This window comes from Streptomyces sp. AM8-1-1, assembly GCF_032229325.1.
Taxonomy (GTDB): Bacteria; Actinomycetota; Actinomycetes; order Streptomycetales; family Streptomycetaceae; genus Streptomyces; species Streptomyces achmelvichensis.
This window is the reverse complement of the sequence record NZ_CP135086.1, coordinates 7,856,449-7,873,039: the sequence shown is the minus strand read 5'-3', so window position 1 is coordinate 7,873,039 and position 16,591 is coordinate 7,856,449. Positions and strand designations below refer to the sequence as shown.

The following is a 16,591-nucleotide window of genomic DNA, read 5'->3' as shown; positions in this document are numbered from 1 at the left end:
CCGCCGGGTGCGGTCCCGCCCATGCGCGTGGTCGTGAGGGTCAGCGCAGGCCGAAGGCCCGGGTGATCGTCTGGGACACCGTGTTGTCGGCATTGTCCCGTCCGGAGACCCGCAGGCTCACGAAGCCGGCCTTCTTCGGGGCCTCGAGGCTCGTCCGCCAGCCGTCACCGTCACGGCGCAGTTCGGACCGGTGCCACGTCGCCCCGTCGTCGTACGAGATCTCGACGACGGGCCTGCCGATGGCAGCCGTGGTGCCCGGCAGATGCGATGGGGTCACCGTCAGCCCGGCACGCCGGTCCGCTCGGCCCGTCGTGTCGGTGTCCACGCCGTAGTCGAGCTGGATCAGCGGCAGTGACACGGTCGACTCGGCGCCGGTCGCCGCGGAGGTGAACGTCCACTCGGTCAGCGTGCGTGTCGAGTAGGGGTGTTCCCAGGCACCGCGACTGTTGTCGACCACCAGCCGGTAGGGCCGGCGTTCCGCGGCGAGTGGCGGAGATGTCAGCCGCTCGGCGTTGCCCGAGGCGAGTTCCCGGTCGCCCTGATGGAGCGACACCCGGTTGGCCACGCCGAAGTTCGCGTAGGCGTCTCCGACATGGCCGGCGCCGGAGTCACCCCAGCCCGGCGCGGGCACGTACATCGTGTCGAGGTAGCGAACCGGCTGGAAGGCACCCGGAGCCATCCGGGGTCGCTGGATCGGGCCGAACCAGCTGACCTTGCCCTTCTTCCCGGGGGCGTAGCGCAGAAGGCCGATCGACCGCTGCCCGGTCTCACCGGCGATGCTCGCCGCCTCCACCCAATCGGCGTCGGCGGTGACCCAGTCGGTCCGCTCTCCGCGCGCGGGAACGATGAGCTGGTTGCCTGCGGTCCAGCCCTGCCAGGCGTCGTAGCGGTACTCGTTCGCCTTGCCCGGCCGGTGGTTGCGGAAGGAGACGTCCACCCGGGCCAGTTCGTCCGACCGCACACGCCAGGTCGGCTCCGTCGGCACGGCACCGGACCAGTGGTGCACCACGTCGTAGAGGTACTCGGTGGTGGGGTGCGAGGCGACCTTCAGTACGGCTCCCCCGCGCCGCAGCCGGTCGATCAGGTCTGCGCCCTGGTCGGTGTCGAGCGTCGCGACCGTCAGCGGGGCCGGACTCTCGGGGCTGTAGGCGTGCTCGTCCCAGGGCTGAAGGCGGCCGATCCCGTCGTTGGCGACCAGGAGCAGGCTCGCGCCTGCGGCAGCGGCGGCTTCCGCCTGCTCACGTATCGCGACGGTGTCGCTGCGCCGCACCACGACGGCCAGTCCGCGCACGTCGTGCCGGGCCAGCTGCCCGGCAGAACCCTCGCCGGCGAAGACCGCCTTCAGCGTCCTGGTGCCGGCCGGAAGCGGCTTGGCCGCACGCTTCACCAGCGGGTCGACATAGGTCTGTGCCCCGGTGCCCACGGTGAGCGCAGGCTGCTCGAGGCGGAAGCGGGCACCGAACTCGAACGTGCCCTCCGTGACCTTCTTGCCGGTCGGCAGGGCCCAGATGCTGTCGTAGGACGGGTTGGGCAGCATGGACGACGCGAACAGAGTGCGGGCGAAGGCGCGTTCGACATCCAGGCGGGGTGCGACGGCCGTGGTCTGCTTCGGTGCACGCGCGAGGATCCGACGCGCCTTGCGGCCGTCCAGGGTGACGGTACGGTCCTGGTCGAGCTGCACGTCGTTGAAGCCGAGTACCGCCATGCCCAGCGAGTGGGGCCCGTTGGCCCCCCGCACGTCGGCGTGGATCCATCCGCTGTAGCTGCCGACGGGCAGCCGCACCGTGCCGGTGCCGTTCGCGACGTCCATCGTCGTGACGAGGCGCTCGGAGATGACGTGGACCCGGCCGGTCAGCGGCTTGCCCGCCCGGTCCTTGGCGACAACGGTCAGGGTGCGCCGCAGTCCCTCTCTCGCTCCGCCGATCAGGGTGCGGGCACGCACCTTTCCGGTGCTGTCGGTGGCGGTGACCATGCCGCTGACCGGCTGGTCGGCCGGCAGCCGTTCCAGGTCCGCGGTCACGGAGACCGTGGTGTCGCCGTGGGCGGGAACGGTGACCCGGCTCTCCGAGAGGTGGTACATCCCCGCCGGGGTGGTGCCGGCATCGACTGCCAGGTCGAGGGCGACCGGGGCGTCGCCGACGTTGGTGTACGTCACCTTCCGGACGTCGGTCTCTCCCGGCTTCGGAGGCCAGGTGTGGAAACCGGAGTGTGCACTGACGGTCGCGAAGACGGTGGCGCGCACCGCCGCGGCGGCGTCGAGCCGGCCGGCGCCCGCCTCGTACGGCGTGTAGGAGGGGGTGGCCTTCGCGCTGCTGACCAGTGCCTCCTTGAGCCGCGCGCCGGTCCAGTCCGGGTGCGCGGCGGCCAGCAGCGCGGCGGCACCGGCGACGTGCGGTGTCGCCATCGATGTACCGGTCATCGTGGTGTAGTGGCCCGAGCCGCCGCGCTTGTAGTGGGTGCGGGCGGCGAGGATGTCCACACCGGGAGCGGTGATCTCGGGCTTCACGCCGGCGTCGCCGTCACGCGGCCCCTGGCTGGAGAACTCGGCGAGCCGATCCGCGGAGTCGACGGCGCCCACGGTCAGCGCGGAGTCCGCGGCACCGGGGCTGCTGATGGTCCGCGGGCCGCCGTTGCCCGACGCGACGACGAACAGTGCGCCCGTCTCACGGCTGAGCCGGTCGACGGCCGCGCTCATCGGGTCGGTGTGGTCTCCTGCGCCGCCGAGGCTCATGTTGATGATCCTGGCCTGCTGGTCCCGGGCGGCCCATTCCATCCCCGCGATGATCCAGGACTCCTGGCCACGGCCCTCGTTGTCGAGGACCTTGCCGATCCCCAGCCGGGCGCCGGGTGCGACTCCCCGCTCCTTGCCTTCGGAGGCACTTCCGGTGCCGGCGATGGTCGAGGCGACGTGCGTACCGTGACCGTGGTAGTCGAGGAAGTCCTGTTCGTGCGGGACGAAGTTGGAGCCGGCGTCGATCTGTTCGGCAAGGTCGGGGTGCTCGGGGTCGACGCCGGTGTCGAGGACCGCCACCTTGACGGCCTTGCCGGTGTTGCCCTCCTCCCAGACCTGCTGCGCGCCGATCTGCGCGGTCGATTCGGACAGGTCGGCCTTCACCCTGCCGTCCAGCCACACCTGGGCGATGCCGTTCGCGAACGCCGGCTTCGCCGAACGGGCAGACGCCGAGGCCGCGTTGCCGGTGAGGGCGGTCCAGAAGGCCGTGGCCTTGTCGCGGTTCTGCGCGAGGGAGGCGCCCTGCACGCTGTCCAGTCGGCGTACGACGCTCGAGCCCGCAACCTTGGGCAGGGTCCGGGACTTGGCCGTGGCGTCGGTGTACTTCACGATGAGCGGCAGCCGGTCGGCATGCGCGTCGTCGAAGCCGTCGGCGATCAACTGCGTCACGTTGAACAGCCGCTTGTCGAGTTTGCCGGCGCCGATGTACGGCAGGACCGCCTCGGGATAGACGTACGTCGCACCGTCGATGACGGCGCGGTGGTACCCGGTGGTGGCCGGGCCCGCGCCTTCGAAGGACCGGATGACGGTGCCGTCGGCGGCGGTACCGATCGTGACCTTGTCACCCGTGATCAGAGTGACGGTGTGCGTCCGGTCCTTGCCGGCGGGCCGTTGTGCGGCACCGGGGGACGACGCGGCACCGGCCGGGTGCGCGGATACGGCGGTGGCGGCCGGTATGCCCCCGACCGCCAGGGCGGTGACCACGCCGAGCGCGATCAGCCCAGGTCTGGGGAAGGGAACCATGCGCAAGGCGACTCCTCAGAATCTGCGAGGTGGAAGACCTGATCGTCCGGCCGCCTCCGGCCATGCTCAATGGGCCGGCGCCGACGCACTTGTGACATGGCACAGTTGCGACGCGACCCATCCCCTTGTGGCGTGGTGCCGCCCGTCACTGCCGCTCCGTGCCGCGACAACGGTCGGCCGGGGCCCTGCGTGGACGATCACCCGAACCGGGACCGTCGGAGCGATTGCCCGGGTCGACGGCGGCTACCGGCGGGAGCAGTTGTGTCCGAACCGCGCCCGGCCCCTTGTCTGCGCCGGCCATGATGTCGCGCCGCCGCGCAGGCGTGATGTACGTGGATGGTCCGTGGTGGCTGCGGTCCTGAGCGAAGGGCCGCGCTACGAAGGCCGACAGGTCTGCGGATGTGGCAAGGAGCCCACGTACCGTCCCCGGACGCGCGCCGGCCTGCGAGTACGTCGGATCGTTGCGGCACGGGAGGGGCTTTCCCTGTCCGAAGCACTGGCCCGACCTGATCCCCTCACCCCTGACGCGCGCGCGGCAGACACCGGCACGACCGCTGGAGGCCGCCGCTCGGCCTGATCCCTGGAACCTGCCGGGGCAGCCTCATGGGGACCCGTGCCGGCCACCGCACTCCTCAGGTCTCCTCCTCCATCCGGATGGCCTCCCGCAGGCTCCGGACCGCTTCGCCCGGCTCGCGCTCCTGGATCTCCAGCAGCGCCGCCGCGATGGCATCCAGCTTCCTCTGGATCGCGTGCTCGGCTCGGCGTTCGGAGTTCTTGAGCAGCGCGAGGAGGAGCAGCGTGACGGCGGTCATCGTCTCGCCGGTGAGCATCAGCCATTCGATCGGCAGCTTGATGGCATGGGTGGTGATGACCACGGCCACGAGGACCAGGCAGAAGCCGAAGAACGCCGGGGAACTGGTGAAGTTCGAGGCGTTCTCCGCGAGACGGGAGAACCAGCCCCGGCGGTCGCCGTCCCGGTCGGAGGGGTGCTGGAAGGTCATGCATGCCATCTACCCGGTCACTGGTGAACACACCTGGTCGTCGGCAATCGTTCACCTGGGGAGCGCGGGCCTGCGGCGCCGCCGCACCGCAGGCTTCCCGGTGCGCGGTGCGGAGCCGGGCCCGGGTCAGGCCTCCAGATCGCGCGCCTGGTGAAGCCAGCCGGTGAACAGGTCGGCGTCGATGTCCGCAACCGAGCGGAGCCTGACCTGAGCCATCTGCCGCGATGCCGCCTCCAGCCGGCCGGAAGGGTCCGTCACGGACTGGCCGCGCCACAGGGCGAAGGTCACGTACGAGCCGTACGCCTTGATCAGGGCGACCGGCTGCTGTCCCGGTGCTTCGCCCAGACTCCAGACGGGGTGTCCGTGCCACATGGCGGCATCGACGCCGATGAGGGCCGCATCGATGGTCTTCCGTGCGTGCTCGGCGATGTCGCGCAGCGTCGCGTCGAGGGACTCCACATATGCCTCGACAGTCTCGAACTTCGCCATGGTCTGTGCCTCCGTCAGATGATGATCTCCGGTGTTCGAGAGGCAGACCGACGGCAGTCGCGAAACTCATCGCATGCCGCGGGACGAAGGTGCGCCGCTCATCACGGCGTCCTGGTGCGGTCGGCGCCCGGGGGCACGACGCACAGGCCGCGGCGGCTGACGCCGTAGGCGGGCGTTGCGGACCCGCTCGACCGCTCGTAGTGTTCGGCCTCGTCGAGGGATCACATGGGGGCGGCACGATCGTGCCGTAGGGGGAGGGCGGCATGACCGGCATGGACCTGGGCGAGGACGAGATCCTCGCCCGCCAACTCGCCGCCGTGGCCTCCTCCGTCGGCGCGGCAGGAGGACTGACGGGGCGCGTCGCCCGCCGGATGAAGAAGAACGTCCACGAGATCGACCTGGTCCTGCCCCTGCCGTTCGCGGAAGCCCTGGGACGAGTCGTCCGGGTCCTGGATCAGGCGGGCCCGAGATTCGACCTCACCGTCCCCGGCACGCAGCTCCGCACGGACGCCCGGACGGTACGGGTGGTCACGGGTGGCGGGCTCGGCGGCATGAACCCTGTGGTGGTCACGGCCTTGGTCGAAGCACTGCCGTGGGGCGAGGGCTGCGCGGTGAAGATGCGAGCCGCCGCAAAGGAAGGTCTGATCAAGCAGCGTGCCGGAGAGAAGACGGCGAAGCGTCTCGCGGCACTGCTTGTCGGGTGAGCGTCCTGGGAGGGTCGCACGGGGCGGGCACGCCGGCAGGTGTCGGTGACCGGCGGTGACACGTCCGCCCGTGGGGGATACATGACCGGTCACCAGACCGTCGGCGCCCCGCCCGAGTTGCGCTCCCCCGCCTCGGTGCCGATCATGCTGCCAACCCACCGGCTTCACGGTGGTGTACGGCGCGTCCGGCTCTCGCCGTACCACCGACACCGGTGCCGAGAACCGTGGCGCGACCGACCGCGTCCCCTCTCATGCCCGACACCTCCTGCCCCACGGACCACAACGAAAGAGACGCATGCGAAACCGCACCCGAGTGACGGCCCCGGCGGCCGTGCTTCTCGGCACAGCTGCTGCCTCAACCCTCGCCCCGACCGCGCGAGCGCAGGGCTCCCACGGTGGTGGGACGCCCGGTGGCGACAGCCTGGGCGACCCGGTCTACCCCGTACTCGGCAACACCGGATACCGGGTCTCCGACTACCTGCTCGACTTGACCTATCGCGCGGACACCCAGTTGGTCGATGCGTCGGTGACCATCACGGCCCGCGCCACACAGGATCTCTCGCGCTTCTCGCTGGACCTGCTCGGTCCCGTCGTCCAGGACGTATGGCTGGACCACCGCAAGGCAACGTTCGAGCAGGCGGCCGAGAAGCTGGTCGTCACACCCGCTGCCTGCGTACGCAAGCACAGCAAGTTCCTCATACGCGTCGACTATGTCGCCGACCCGCGCAAGATCAAGCCTCCCTACAACGGCTGGGTGCCGACGCCCGACGGGTTCGCCGTCGCCTGTCAGCCCGATCTGGCGCGCACGGTCTTCCCGTGCAACGACCATCCCAGCGACAAGGCGAACTTCGCCTTCAAGGTGACGGTCCCCGAAGGTCTGAAGGGCGTCGCGACCGGTTCGCTCGTCTCCACCAGAACCGTCGACGGCATGACAACGTTTGCCTACCGCTCCCGCGACCCGATAGCCACCGAAGTCGTGCAGGTCACGGTGGGTGACTACCGAATAGTCGAGCGGCAAGGACCGAGCGGCATGCGGCTGCGGGACGTCGTCCCGACCGCTCGCGCCGCCGCCCTCGAACCGGCTCTCGCTCTCACACCGGGTCAACTGACGTGGGTCGAGCAACGCCTGGGCCGATTCCCCTTCGAGGCGTACGGCATCCTGCCGGCCAACACGGACGCGCCCGACGCGTTCGACTTCACCGGTCTGGAGACCCAGACCCTCACCATCTACAAGCCGAACTACCTCCTCCAGGAGGAGAAGCTGATCGGCTCGCACATGATGCACGAACTGGTCCACTCCTGGTTCGGCAACCTGGTGGCACCCGCCACCTGGTCCGATCTGTGGATCAACGAAGGGCATGCCGACTACTACGGTCTGCTCTACCGGTACGAGCGCGGCTGGCCCGACTCACTGGGACTGACCAGCATGGAAGCCCGGATGAAGGACGTCTACTCCCGCGGTGACCAGTGGCGCAAGGACGCCGGCCCCGTCGCGGCACCGACCGCCGCGAACCTCTTCCACAGTCAGCGGTACACGGGCGGCGTGCTCGTCCTCTACGCCCTGTGGACCCTCGTCGGCGACGACACCTTCCGCCGGATCGAGCACAGCTTCCTCCACAAGTACCGCAACTCCAGCGCCTCCACGGCCGATTACATCGCCGTGGCCTCCCAGGTGTCGGGCCAGGACCTGTCCGGCTTCCTCCATGACTGGCTGTACGGCACGAAGACGCCGCGCATGCCCGGCCATCCGGACTGGACGGTGACACCGCCGACCAACTCGACGGCCTGGAAGGAAGAGATGCGCGCCCCGCACGACCACGCGAGCGCGACTCTCTGAGGCGTCGGGTTTCCGCTCTCCCCCGGCGCGGTGGGCCCGTCGGACAGGACGTCCGACGGGCTCCCCGCGCTGTGGGCGACTGCAATGGTTGCCGGTTGACGCTGCGCCCGGACCTGCAGCACCTGGACGTGACCGGTCGCGTGCGGTCCGGTGCCCGCGTCACGTCTCCCTGCCCGTCGACGGGGCGGCGGGCCCGTCGGGTGTGCCGCCCCCGATGCGTCAGGCCCCTTCGGCCGCTCCGAGCAGGATCTCCGCCAGCTCGTGCGGCTGGGAGAACATCGGCCAGTGGCCGGTGTTCATCTCGACCAGCCGCCACCGCTCACTGGTGAGCAGTTCGACCACGTCGGCGCTCGGCTCGGGACCGTCGAGCAGGCACTTGATGTAGGTCGCCGGAAGCTCACCGAGCGGACGCGTGAGCACCGCGGGCTCGGTCAGCGTGGCGCCGGGGTGCGGTGTGGCGCCGTCCACGAACCGGGCGATCTGTTCGTCCGAGAGCCCTTGGCCTTCGCAGTCGGCCGCGGTCGGCAGGGCCCAGAACCCTCCGTGCTCCGCGATCGATGCCTCGAAAACCGCTTGTCCCTGCCACCAGCTGGAGGCGAAGGATCCGCCGTCGGCCGGGACGTTCGAGTCGACGAAGACCACTCGCCTCAGCCGGTCACCGATGCGCTCGGCCGCCTGACCGACCGGAATCCCCGAGTAACTGTGCCCCACGAGCACCACATCGTGCAGATCCAAACGGTCCACCTCGTCGACGATGTCCTGGACATGGGCTTGCTGCCCCGCCCGCACACCCTGCTTGTCGGCGAGTCCGGAGAGCGTCAGCGGGTGGGCGCCGTGCCCCGCCGTACGCAGCTTCGGCACCACGTCGTCCCACGCCCACGATCCGAGCCATGCGCCCGCTACCAGTACGAAGTCAGCCATGGGGCCAACGTAACGCGAGGGTCTGACAACTGCCCCGGCGTGGGTCCTGCCGCGGACCGGCAGGGCCAGGGCTGCCCAGGCGGAGAGCTCAAGTTTTCCTCTGAACCTGTGCCCTCGAGGGTTGGCCGATGCCTCGCTGGACATCACAGCAGAAACGGGAACTTCCGGGCAGGGCAGGGGGCATTGCCATGCGGACTCTCTTTCGGCGACCCGTCACGACGGCGCCGCAGACACTCGATGTGTACGACATCGCCTACCTGGCCGGCGGGCCGCGGCGGGTGGTCGAGGTCGCGCTCGTGGCACTCAGCGAGCGGGGCGCCGTGACCCTTCGGGCAACGCGGGTGCGTGCCGGCGACGAGCAGGCGGGCGGGCACCGGGTCGAGCGGGCACTGCTTGCTCTCTGCCCCCGTGGCAGGAGCACGGCAGCCGTGTTCGCCGCGCTGAAAGGCGCGCCCGAGGTGGAAGAGATCGGTTCGCGACTCGTTGCGTACGGTCTGCTCGCGCGGTCGGGGCGTCGCCCGACCGCGACGGGACGGCGCAGCCTGGAGGAGGCACGTCATGAGGGAGTGCTCCCCCACCATGTGTTCGAAGGGCCCGCCGCTGTACCGGACAGGCGGGTGCGACGGGCGGTCGTGGAGGCGTCGACCGTGCCGTCCGGGCTCGGCAAGCGGCTGGTCCGGATGGGCAGGGCACTGGACGACGGCGGACCGGACTCGGACCACGACACGGGCGGCAGCGCTGCTTCGGGCGGGCACCACTCGTGCGGAGGCGGTGGTGGCGGCAGCGACTGAACCCTCGGCGCCGCGTTGCTCCCGGGCCCGGTCGAGCGGGCCAACTCGACGCGTGGCACAGTCTGTTGATCCGTAGGACGACCTCGCCTTCGGCCGCTCGTCCCCGAACCGCTTGTGCACCAACGACGTTTGCCGATCAACGAAGGAGTCTGCTCTCATGACCCTCCCGCCGCCGCGCAGCCTCTCCGAGCGCCAGCACGATGTGCGCACACGATTCGCAGCAGATGTCGACGCCTGGGTGTCGACCGCGGACGGGGACGGCAACCCCTATCTGGTGCCCCTGTCGTTCCTCTGGGACGGCGCCGCCTTCGTCATCTCCACCGTCCGCACCTCCCCGACCAGCCGCAACCTGCTGGCGGGTGGCAAGGTGCGGCTCGCGTTGGGTGGCACACGCGATGTGGTGCTCGTCGAAGGCTCCGCCGTACCGATCGAGGTCGGGGAGGAGGCGGGGATGCCGGGTCGTGATCTCGGTGACGCGTTCGCCGTGAAGACCGGGTTCGACCCCAGAGAACTGGCGACGCCCTACCAGTACTTCCGCATCGAGCCTCTCCAGATACAGGCGTGGCGAGAGGTCAACGAACTGCCCGGCCGGGATGTGATGCAGAAGAGCCACTGGCTGTGACCCGGACCGGGCAGACGACGGGGCCGTCCCGGTCGCCCTACGGATGACCCGCGTCGGGCAGCAGGGACCCCAGCGGGCCGAGATCGAGGTTGAGGTCCGATCGCTTGAGGCCATGGCGCGCGCAGAGGTCGTCCATGCGTTCGTCGAGCAGCATCAGCGCGGTGCCCATGCGTTCCTCCTGCTCCGGCGTGAGGCTCTGGTCGTCGAAGCGGCGCACGGCCTGGCGCTCCATGAGCTGGCGCAGGAGTTCGACCACGGTGAGGACGAGCGCGGCCAGGTCGCGCGCCGCATGCTCGGGATCGAGGTCGAGCCGCGGTTCCGGCCCCAGTGCTGCCGTCCGGGCGCCCGACGCCCGCTCCGCCGTCACAGGGGACCGCTGTCGGGCCAGGGCGCCGGCACACGGTCGCTGACCGACGAGAGCAGGGCGTGGAGCGAGATGCGGACCAGCGGCACGTCGGCGAGAGCGAGAACGAGGTCGCCGCTCACGACGACACCGGTGGCCAGTACGCGATCGAGGAGGTCGACCAGGGGGACGCCGATGGGGCTGAGCGTCTCCGGTCCTTCCCAGGGGACGGGGTGCGGCTGGTCGGCGTAGCCGACCGTCGGCAGAACTCGGTCCGTCATCGCGCGTTCCCCTCCGATCGCGGCGCGCCAGCGCGTTCGGCCGGCTCCTTCGCCCCCGCGCCCGGCTGCCCCGGCGCGTAGTCCCCGAGTTCGGCGAAGGAGTAGGGGGCCCACGGGCCTGTCACGTCGATCTCGATGCCCGACAGGGCGGGCGTCCCGCGCAGGTCCGCCACCGTCCGTGCGAAGGCGGGGTAGGCCTCGTCACCGATGAGGTAGGCGGCGTTGAGCACCTGCGCCTTGTTGCTGCCGGTGAGTTCGGCGCTGTGGAGACGGTGACGTACGGCGGCCGTGGCATGGCGCCGAACCGCTTCGTCGACCTGTTCGGCCGCGCGGAACGCGGCCTGGCGCTCCTCGTCCGCCTGCCTCTGGCGTCCGCTGACGCGGCTGAGATAGGCGCGGCCGGCTCCCTGACCCGACGCTCCCTGACGCGTGGAGGTCGGCCGGGCCGTCGGTTCGGCGGCCTCCGGTTCGGCGGCGGGCCGCGCGAGGTGGACCTTCACCGCCCACTCGACGTGCCCGGTGAGACGGTCGAGCAGGGCGCTGAAACGCGGTTCGCCGGCGCGGAGAGCTTCGATCGCCCTGCGGTCGCTGCGGTAGAGCGTCGCGAGGGGGAAGGGAATGACCGGGCCCGACGCGCGGGCCGCCTCGACAGCGGCGTGGTGCTCCCGGGCGCAGCGTTCCAGCTCGGCGCGGTCACCGAGGCGGCGGCGCAGTTCGTCCTCGGAGAAGGCATCCGCGGGCACACTCTGGACGAGGAGCGCGAGGCGCCCGAGCAGCAGGGTCCGCAGCGGGCCGCCCTCGGCGTGACCGCGGGCGGCGGGGACGTCTCCCGCGGCGGGCCGGCACACCGCGAAGACGTAGGTCGCCTGCCCGGTCTCCGCAGCGGGTCCGTCCGCTCGGAGTCGGGGCGCCGCGGTGGTGCCCGGGCCTGACAGGTCGCTCATCGGCCCGTCCTTCGCAACGCGGGACGCTCGTCGGCGTCGTCGTCCGGTTCCAGTTCCCGGAGCCTCGCCCGCAGTTGTTCGTTCTCCTCGGCCAGCGCGCTCTTGGCCGCTTTGGAGGAGAGCGCGGGGTCCGTCTCCCACCAGTCGATGCCGGCCTTCTTCGCGGTGTCGACAGAGGCGACGAAGAGCCGCAGGCGGATCGTCAGGAGTTCGATGTCCAGCAGATCGATCTTGATGTCTCCCGCGATGACGATGCCCTTGTCGAGCACCCTTTCCAGGAGGTCGGCGAGGTTGGTGGTGGTCGTGCCCTGTTGGACGGACCGCGGGCCCGCGTCCCAGGTCTCCATGCCTGTCGCCATCACGCGCCACCTCGGTCGGCGGGCGTCGTCATATGTGCGCTGCTCTCGTTCATCGGCGCTCCCGGGCTGTGCTGGGCGGCGGACGGTGGATGACCGAAAGCGAGGGGGTGCGTCGTCGGGTGGGCGGGCCTCATGGGGCGATCGGCCTGACGTCGCTCCAGAAGGTCGAGGAGACGTTCCTCCTCACGCTCGAATGTCGACTCGTCGATCTCGCCGTCGGTCAGGGCGCGGTTGAGTTCGACGAGTTGCCGGCGAACGGCGTCGGGCGAGTGGAGCTGGCGCTCGGCCTCGTCCGAGACGCACTGCGCCACCCACAGCACCCCGCGTACGGGTGCCAGGGGCAGCAGCAGCACTTCGGTCAGCAGTCCCATCCGTCAGGCCCTCGCCGGGACGGCGGCGTCGGTCACGAAGCTGTAGCAGGGCAGGGGGCCGGTGAGGCTCAGCGCGAGGCGGCCCTGGTGGCGCCGAGCGGCTTCGGTGACCGCCGCGCTGAACTCCGGGACGGCGTCGGCCGGAATCAGGTACGACATGTTGAGGACCGTGTCGCCGGCCAGGTCCGCGCCCGCCGTCCTCTCGGCCAGGGCGCCGAGCCGCACGAGCACGTCCTCGGCCGCCCGCTCCGCCCGCCGCCGCACACCCGCGGCGATGGCCTCACCGAGCTCCACCTTCGTCTGGTAGTCGGGGCTGCGCCGCGCCTTGAGGGCGAGTGCGCGGAGCCGGGTGTCGCTGCGTACGAGATCGTCGAACGAGTCGGGCACCACACTGCCCTTCACGTTCATCTCCGTCCGGCCTTCGAGTGCGGACAGTTGCTCGACGCACTCGTCGTGCCGTGTCATGAGCCCTTCGTGCACGGCGGGTTCGTCGGCAGCGATCACACCGAACCTCATCGGCAGGACCGGCCCGGCGGCTGCCAGCTCGCCCAGGACGTTCTGGTGGGCCATCAGGTCGCGGCGCCGGGCGCGCAGACCGGCGGGCGCGTCGGAGACAGCGGCGGCGAGGTCGCCCGCCGGTACGAGCCGTACAGCCGCTCCGCCCACGCCGTCGGTCACGGGGGACGGCATGCCGTCACGGACGAACGCGTAGACGTAGATGCCGTGCTCCGGTCGGGGGTCGACGGCCACGATCAGTCCTCCTCGGTACGGCGCCGGGTGCGGGACGAAGTGCTGCGTTCGCGGGAGCCGCTCTCGCGCGTACGTGAGGAGGGACGCCGGCGCGATGCACGGGACTCGCGCTCCTCTTCCTGCTCCTCGTAATCGTCGTCGTCGTCATCGTCGTGGCCCTGGCCGAGGGCGCCCTTGACCTTGTCCCCGATGGACCGCGCGGTCCGCTTGGCGCCGGCCTTGGCGACCCGGCCGCCCATGCCCTCGCCGAAGAGCTCGGGCACCGTCGTGGTGCGGGAGTCGTGCTCAAGGTCCAGGCGGTTGCAGGCTTCGGCGAACCTCAGGTACGTGTCGACGCTGGCGACGACGATGCGGGCGTCGATCTTCAGAATCTCGATCCCGACCAGCGAGACGCGGACGAAGATGTCGATGACCATGCCGCGGTCGAGGATGAGTTCCAGGACGTCGTAGAGCGTGCCGGCGCGCGGTGCGCACACGACCTCGTCGCTGTAAGTGGTCATGGACGGGCGATCCTCTCGGGTGATCCGGACAACCGAAGGTCAGCTGTCGGCCGATCCCCTGCGGTACCTGCTGATGCGGCGGTACGAGACCAGTCCGCCCTCGTCGTCGAGTTCCACCTCGTAGGTGGCGAGCAGGCTGGTGGTGTCGGGGATCCGCGCCACCTCCAGCACATCGACGTTGACCACCCAGCCGTCGTCGGTGCGGCTCACGGCCGACACACCTTCCGAGGGATGGTCGATCAGGCCGGTCAGCGTCCGGCAGGCGCTCCGGGCGGCATCCTCCGCGCCTCGTACCGACCGGTCCTTGGAGGAACCGGCCGCGGACGACGACTTCGTACGCCGCTCACGTGTGTCTGCCATGAGCTCACCTTCGTCGCCGGTGACGCGGGGCGCGCGCCGGGTTGGGCCGGACGGGTGCCGGGGCCGTCGGCCATCGGTGCCGCCGTGCCCGTGCCCGTGCCCGTGCCCGTGCGTAGGCAGCGGGTGCCGCCCTGGCCGGTGCCCGTGCGGTGGGCCGCGGGTACCGCCCCGGCCGGAGCGCGGCTCCGGGGCCCAGGTGCCCTTCGCGCTGATGTGCGGTTTGCTGGAGAGGTGCCCCGGTCGGCCGTGGGCCGTCGCTCCGTGTGCACGGGCCGCACGCACCGCTAGCGCCCGGGCACGGCGCGGAGCCCGCCCGCCGAAGGTTGTGCCGTGTGCGTGCTCTGTTCAGGAGGTTGCGCGATGAAGCGGAAGCCGTTGACGGCCTTGCAGGAACTACAGCTGTCGCCCAGCGAGCGAGCGGCCCGCGGGCGCGCCGCACGGGCGCGTGCTCCCCGGTCCGGCCACGCCGAATTCATGCCGTCGCGGCATCGGCCCGACCCGATCGACGTCATCGACAAGCAGTCCGCACGGCGCGTGCCGGAACTCGTCCCGATCCGCTACGGACGGATGTCGGAATCTCCGTTCCGCTTCTACCGGGGTGCGGCCGCGGTCATGGCGGGCGATCTGGCGACGACCATCGACTCGGGTCTGCGCGCCCAGCTGTGCGGCGACGCGCACATGATGAACTTCCGTCTGCTCGCCTCTCCCGAACGCAATCTGCTGTTCGACATCAACGACTTCGACGAGACCCTGCCCGGACCGTGGGAGTGGGACGTGAAGCGTCTCGGCGCCAGTCTCGCGATCGCCGGCCGGGAGAACGGGTTCTCGGACGCAGAGCGCGCCATGATCGTCCGGTCCGCGGCGCGGTCCTACCGCGAACACATGCAGGGTTTCGCGCGAATGCGCACCCTCGACGTCTGGTACGCCAAGTCCGACGCCGATCAGATGTCTGTCATGGCATCGGGCCGGCTGCACAAGCGGGGTCGCAAGCAGCTGTCCCGCGCGCTGACGAAGGCCCGCGGCCGCGACAGCCTCCAGGCCTTCAACAAGCTCACGCGGATCATCGACGGCGAGCGGCGGATCGTCGCGAATCCGCCGGTCATCACTCCCGCGGCCCACCTCCTGCCGGACTTGGAACGCGTCGACCTGGAAGAGAAACTCGCCGGTCTGATCAACCGCTACGCGAAGAGTCTTCAGTCGGACCGCCGGCACCTGCTGGAAGGGTTCACTCCGGTGGATGTGGCGCGCAAGGTCGTGGGGGTCGGCAGTGTCGGTACCCGTTGCTGGATCGTGCTGCTGCTCGGACGGGACGGGCAGGACCCTCTGATCCTCCAGGCCAAGGAGGCCGATACCTCCGCACTGGCGCCGCACCTCGGCAGCAACAGGCTCGCCACGGAAGGAGAGCGGGTGGTGGCGGGCCAGCGTCTGATGCAGGCGGCGAGCGACATCTTCCTGGGCTGGGAACGGGTGCACGGAATCGACGGCTGGGAGCGGGACTTCTACGTTCGCCAGCTGCGGGACTGGAAGGGCGTTCCCGAACCGTCGTTGATGGTGCCCCGGGGCATGAACCTGTTCGCCGAACTGTGCGGGGCGACCCTGGCCCGCGCGCACGCGCGGTCGGGCGACCGGATCGCCATCGCCGCCTATCTGGGCCGCAGCGACATCTTCGACCGCTCGCTGGCGCTCTTCGCCGAGGCCTACGCGGATCAGAACGAACGCGATCACCAGGCACTTCTCGACGCGATCAAGAGCAAGCGGGTCACCGCTCAGGAGGGGTGAGCCTCCCGACGACACCCGCCGTGCCCTGCGCACGGCGGCGCGCCGAGGCGTGTCAGGTCAGATGGCTGCCAGGAGCCGGTCCAGGGGGCGCGGTACCTGTCCGGGCTCGAGAACCTCGACGAGCGAGCGTGCGTAGTGCGCCTTACGGCCGGAGTGCGTTCCCATGAAGCGCAGCAGTTGCCGCTCCACGGTCCGCTCACGCTGCGCGGGCTGTTTCTGGAAGATGCGGAACGAGCGCAACTCGCCCTGGGCCTCGACCACTTCCTGCACCTCCTCAGGTCCGAGAGCGCGGATCAGCTCGTCCTCCAGGTCGGCCACGCAGACGTAGAAGCCGAGTTGCTCCATCTCGTCGCGACTGCGGGCGTTGCCCACGCCCGCCGCCTCCAGCCGCTGCTGGAAGAAGTCCTCCTCGCCGGCGTCGCAGAGACCGGCCAGCCGGACGTCGATCCCCTGCGGGCCGAACATCTTCAGGAACCGCCCGATGCTGGTGGCACCTCCGAGCGGTACGACGGAGATCCCCTCCGCGTCGAGCCGTCTGCCGTACCGGGCGGCCAGCACTTCGAGCGCGATCCGGTCGCTGTCCCCCTCGACCAGGACGACGGTCCGCACACCGACGGCGAGCCGCTGGGCGACGGCTTCGGCCTCTACGGCCCCGCCGCCCCCGGCCGCGCACTCGACGACGGCCAGTCGGAATCTCCTCATGTCCTCCGGGTGCCCCGGCATCCGCTGCGGTCCTCCCGTTGATCGGACGTCCTTGCCCGCCCCATTCTCGTCGGCCGCCCCGG

At 70.6% G+C, this 16,591-nt stretch carries 18 protein-coding genes; 5 read left to right on the top strand and 13 right to left on the bottom strand.

Going from position 1 to position 16,591, the window contains the following annotated elements; genetic code table 11:
• Positions 1 to 40 precede the first annotated feature (40 nt).
• The 3 genes from RPQ07_RS35145 to RPQ07_RS35135 form a co-directional block, all read right to left on the bottom strand.
• Entirely contained in the window at positions 41 to 3,754 is a 3,714-nt protein-coding gene (locus tag RPQ07_RS35145; RefSeq protein WP_313948307.1) for a S8 family serine peptidase, read from the bottom strand.
• A gap of 632 nt (positions 3,755 to 4,386) precedes the next feature.
• Positions 4,387 to 4,755 (bottom strand): low affinity iron permease family protein, encoded by a 369-nt coding sequence (locus tag RPQ07_RS35140; RefSeq protein ID WP_313948306.1) that lies wholly within the window; start codon positions 4,753 to 4,755, stop codon positions 4,387 to 4,389.
• A 126-nt stretch (positions 4,756 to 4,881) separates the two neighbouring features.
• Complete coding sequence (locus RPQ07_RS35135; RefSeq protein ID WP_313948305.1) at positions 4,882 to 5,244, bottom strand: DUF1801 domain-containing protein; 363 nt, start codon at positions 5,242 to 5,244, stop codon at positions 4,882 to 4,884.
• A 263-nt stretch (positions 5,245 to 5,507) separates the two neighbouring features.
• Between RPQ07_RS35135 and RPQ07_RS35130 the strand changes: the two genes are divergently transcribed.
• Both RPQ07_RS35130 and RPQ07_RS35125 read left to right on the top strand, forming a co-directional pair.
• Complete coding sequence (locus RPQ07_RS35130; protein ID WP_313948304.1) at positions 5,508 to 5,948, top strand: hypothetical protein; 441 nt, start codon at positions 5,508 to 5,510, stop codon at positions 5,946 to 5,948.
• A gap of 295 nt (positions 5,949 to 6,243) precedes the next feature.
• A complete protein-coding gene (locus RPQ07_RS35125) occupies positions 6,244 to 7,785 on the top strand; it encodes a M1 family metallopeptidase (RefSeq protein WP_313948303.1) in 1,542 nt (513 codons plus the stop codon).
• 219 nt (positions 7,786 to 8,004) lie between these two features.
• On the opposite strand, the gene RPQ07_RS35120 is transcribed toward RPQ07_RS35125, so the two are convergent.
• Complete coding sequence (locus RPQ07_RS35120) at positions 8,005 to 8,706, bottom strand: alpha/beta hydrolase (protein WP_313948302.1); 702 nt, start codon at positions 8,704 to 8,706, stop codon at positions 8,005 to 8,007.
• A 188-nt stretch (positions 8,707 to 8,894) separates the two neighbouring features.
• Between RPQ07_RS35120 and RPQ07_RS35115 the strand changes: the two genes are divergently transcribed.
• Positions 8,895 to 9,497: a TIGR04222 domain-containing membrane protein gene (locus RPQ07_RS35115; RefSeq protein ID WP_313948301.1), complete on the top strand. Its 603-nt coding sequence runs from the start codon at positions 8,895 to 8,897 to the stop codon at positions 9,495 to 9,497.
• Positions 9,498 to 9,654: 157 nt separating this feature from the next.
• Positions 9,655 to 10,119, top strand: coding sequence for a pyridoxamine 5'-phosphate oxidase family protein (locus RPQ07_RS35110; protein ID WP_313948300.1), 465 nt, complete (start codon positions 9,655 to 9,657; stop codon positions 10,117 to 10,119).
• A 37-nt stretch (positions 10,120 to 10,156) separates the two neighbouring features.
• Here the strand turns inward: RPQ07_RS35110 and RPQ07_RS35105 are convergent, their stop codons facing one another.
• From RPQ07_RS35105 to RPQ07_RS35070, 8 genes are read right to left on the bottom strand one after another with little or no spacing between them, the layout of a single operon-like run.
• Positions 10,157 to 10,486: a gas vesicle protein K gene (locus RPQ07_RS35105; RefSeq protein ID WP_313948299.1), complete on the bottom strand. Its 330-nt coding sequence runs from the start codon at positions 10,484 to 10,486 to the stop codon at positions 10,157 to 10,159.
• A complete protein-coding gene (locus RPQ07_RS35100; RefSeq protein ID WP_313948298.1) occupies positions 10,483 to 10,743 on the bottom strand; it encodes a gas vesicle protein in 261 nt (86 codons plus the stop codon). Before RPQ07_RS35100 ends, RPQ07_RS35105 begins: the two co-directional genes overlap by 4 nt.
• Positions 10,740 to 11,687 carry a GvpL/GvpF family gas vesicle protein gene (locus RPQ07_RS35095; RefSeq protein WP_313948297.1) on the bottom strand — a complete coding sequence of 316 codons (948 nt, stop codon included), beginning with the start codon at positions 11,685 to 11,687 and terminating at the stop codon, positions 10,740 to 10,742. Before RPQ07_RS35095 ends, RPQ07_RS35100 begins: the two co-directional genes overlap by 4 nt.
• The gene (locus RPQ07_RS35090) at positions 11,684 to 12,034 is read right to left on the bottom strand and encodes a gas vesicle protein (protein ID WP_313949127.1); all 351 of its coding nucleotides are present in this window, start codon (positions 12,032 to 12,034) and stop codon (positions 11,684 to 11,686) included. The genes RPQ07_RS35095 and RPQ07_RS35090 overlap by 4 nt, the downstream gene beginning before the upstream one ends.
• Positions 12,035 to 12,045: 11 nt before the next feature.
• A complete protein-coding gene (locus tag RPQ07_RS35085; protein ID WP_313948296.1) occupies positions 12,046 to 12,417 on the bottom strand; it encodes a gas vesicle protein GvpG in 372 nt (123 codons plus the stop codon).
• A 3-nt stretch (positions 12,418 to 12,420) separates the two neighbouring features.
• Positions 12,421 to 13,167, bottom strand: coding sequence for a GvpL/GvpF family gas vesicle protein (locus RPQ07_RS35080; RefSeq protein WP_313948294.1), 747 nt, complete (start codon positions 13,165 to 13,167; stop codon positions 12,421 to 12,423).
• Between the two features lie 2 nt (positions 13,168 to 13,169).
• Complete coding sequence (locus RPQ07_RS35075) at positions 13,170 to 13,667, bottom strand: gas vesicle structural protein GvpA (RefSeq protein WP_313948293.1); 498 nt, start codon at positions 13,665 to 13,667, stop codon at positions 13,170 to 13,172.
• Between the two features lie 39 nt (positions 13,668 to 13,706).
• A complete protein-coding gene (locus RPQ07_RS35070; protein WP_313948292.1) occupies positions 13,707 to 14,027 on the bottom strand; it encodes a gas vesicle protein in 321 nt (106 codons plus the stop codon).
• 360 nt (positions 14,028 to 14,387) lie between these two features.
• Between RPQ07_RS35070 and RPQ07_RS35065 the strand changes: the two genes are divergently transcribed.
• Positions 14,388 to 15,806: a DUF2252 domain-containing protein gene (locus RPQ07_RS35065; protein WP_313948291.1), complete on the top strand. Its 1,419-nt coding sequence runs from the start codon at positions 14,388 to 14,390 to the stop codon at positions 15,804 to 15,806.
• 57 nt (positions 15,807 to 15,863) lie between these two features.
• On the opposite strand, the gene RPQ07_RS35060 is transcribed toward RPQ07_RS35065, so the two are convergent.
• The gene (locus tag RPQ07_RS35060; protein ID WP_313948290.1) at positions 15,864 to 16,508 is read right to left on the bottom strand and encodes an ATP-dependent endonuclease; all 645 of its coding nucleotides are present in this window, start codon (positions 16,506 to 16,508) and stop codon (positions 15,864 to 15,866) included.
• Between the last annotated feature and the right edge of the window lie 83 nt (positions 16,509 to 16,591).